The organism is Variovorax multivorans (assembly GCF_051216835.1).
Lineage (GTDB): Bacteria > Pseudomonadota > Gammaproteobacteria > Burkholderiales > Burkholderiaceae_C > Variovorax.
In genome coordinates, this window is record NZ_JBPJZL010000043.1 from 1 (window position 1) to 2,363 (window position 2,363).

General features: G+C 67.0%; 2 protein-coding genes. Both read left to right on the forward strand.

Going from position 1 to position 2,363, the window contains the following annotated elements; genetic code table 11:
- A partial coding sequence (gene phnA, locus ACSFCA_RS36430; protein ID WP_435462988.1) for a phosphonoacetate hydrolase occupies nucleotides 1-1,140 on the forward strand: 1,140 nt, incomplete at its 5' end.
- Between the two features lie 27 nt (nucleotides 1,141-1,167).
- On the forward strand, nucleotides 1,168-2,363 hold a 1,196-nt coding region (gene phnY / locus ACSFCA_RS36435; protein ID WP_435462989.1), incomplete at its 3' end, for a phosphonoacetaldehyde dehydrogenase.

Sequence of the window (2,363 nt, forward strand, 5' to 3'; positions counted from 1 at the left end):
CCTGCGTATCTCGATGCCGCCATCGCAGCCGGCGTAGCCCCGTACATCGAGCGCATGCGCAAGAGCGGAGCCGACCTGCTGGCCGACTGCGTGGTGCCCTCCTTCACCAACCCGAACAACCTGTCCATCGTCACCGGCGCACCACCGGCCGTGCACGGCATCTGCGGCAACTACTTCTTCGACCGCGAACTCGGCCAGGAAGTCATGATGAACGACCCCAAGTACCTGCGCGCGGGCACCGTGCTCGCAGCCTTCGCCGATGCGGGCGCCTCGCTCGCGGTGGTCACCGCCAAGGACAAGCTGCGCAAGCTGCTGGGCCACCGCATGAAGGGCATCTGCTTCTCTTCGGAGAAGGCCGACCAGGCCACCGTCGAGGAGAACGGCATCGACGGCGTGGTCGAGATGGTCGGCATGCCCGTGCCCTCGGTGTACAGCGCGGAGCTCTCGGAGTTCGTCTTCGCCGCCGGCGTCAAGCTCATGGAATCGCGCCGCCCCGACCTGATGTACCTGTCGACCACCGACTACGTGCAGCACAAGGCCGCCCCCGGCAGCCCCGCGGCCAACGCCTTCTACGCCATGATGGACGGCTACCTCGCGCAACTCGACGCGCTGGGCGCCACCATCGTGCTCACGGCCGACCACGGCATGAACGACAAGCACGACGCGGACGGCGCGCCCAAGGTCATCTACCTGCAGGACGTGCTCGATGATTGGTACGGCAAGGATCAGGCACGCGTGATCCTGCCGATCACCGACCCGTACGTGGTGCACCACGGCGCGCTGGGCTCCTTTGCCACCGTGTACGCCCCCGACGAGGCCCGCGTGCCGGGCTGGATCGAGCGCATCCAGCGCCTGCCGGGCATGGAGCTGGTGCTCTCGCGCAAGGACGCGGCCGCGCGCTTCGAGCTGCCGCCGGACCGCATCGGCGACATCGTGGTGGTCAGCGAGCAGAGCACGGTCATCGGCACTTCGGCCAGCCGGCATGACCTGTCGGCACTGGAAGTGCCGCTGCGCTCGCACGGCGGGGTGTCGGAGCAGCGGGTGCCGCTGATCTGCAACCGGCCCGTCACTGGTATCGCCGCCAGCCGCCGGCTGCGCAACTTCGATGCGCTGGACCTTGCGCTGAACCACGCCCAGTAACAACAACGACTTCCGGAGCACTCCCCCATGAGCCAAGCCATCCTGAAGCCAGGCACCGTCCACCGCGAAGCCCTGCGCATTGCCGGCGAGCGGATTCACCGCGACCGCACGATCGACGTCACCTACCCCTATACCGGCGAAGTGATCGCCACCGTGCCCAAGGCCACGCTCGAAGATGTTCGGGTGGCCTACAAGATCGCACGCGACTACAAGCCCACCCTCACGCGCTACGAGCGCTACAAGATCCTGATGCGCGCGGGCGAGATCATCGCCTCGCGCCTGGACGAGATCTCGCGCGTGATCACGATGGAGTCGGGCCTGTGCCGCAAGGACTCGCTGTACGAGGTGGGCCGCGCCTCCGACGTGCTGCTGTTCGCGGCCAACCAGGCGCTGGTGGACGACGGCCAGGTGTTCTCCTGCGACCTCACGCACCACGGCAAGAGCCGCAAGGTCTATACGCTGCGCGAGCCGCTGCAGGGCGTGGTCACGGCGATCACGCCGTTCAACCACCCGCTGAACCAGGTGATCCACAAGGTGGCGCCGTCCATTGCCACCAACAACCGCATGGTGCTCAAGCCCAGCGAGAAGACGCCGCTCACCGCCTTCATCCTGGCCGACATCCTGTACGAGGCGGGCCTGCCGCCGCCGATGCTGTCGGTGATCACGGGAGACCCGAGGGAGATTGCCGACGAGATGCTCACCAGCGCCGATGTGGACCTGGTCACCTTCACGGGGGGCGTGGCCATCGGCAAGTACATCGCGGGCAAGGCGGTGTACAAGCGCCAGATCCTGGAGCTGGGGGGCAATGATCCGATCATCGTGATGGAGGATGCGGACGTCGAGGAGGCGGCCACGCTGGCGGCCAGCGGCTCGTACAAGAACTCGGGCCAGCGCTGCACGGCGATCAAGCGCATGCTGGTGCACGAGGCGGTGGCGGACCGGTTCGTGGAGCTGCTGCTGGCCAAGACAAAGGCGCTGAAGTACGGCGACCCGATGGACCCGGCCACGGACATGGGCACGGTGATCGACGAGGCGGCTGCGATCCAGTTCGAGGCGGTGGTCAACGAGGCGATCAAGGCGGGTGCGAAGCTGTTGTACGGCAATGAGCGCAGCGGCGCGCTGTATTCGCCGACGGTGCTCGACCATGTGGACCCCGGGATGACGGTGGCCAAGCACGAGACCTTCGGGCCGGTGTCGCCGGTGATCCGCTTCAAGACGATCGA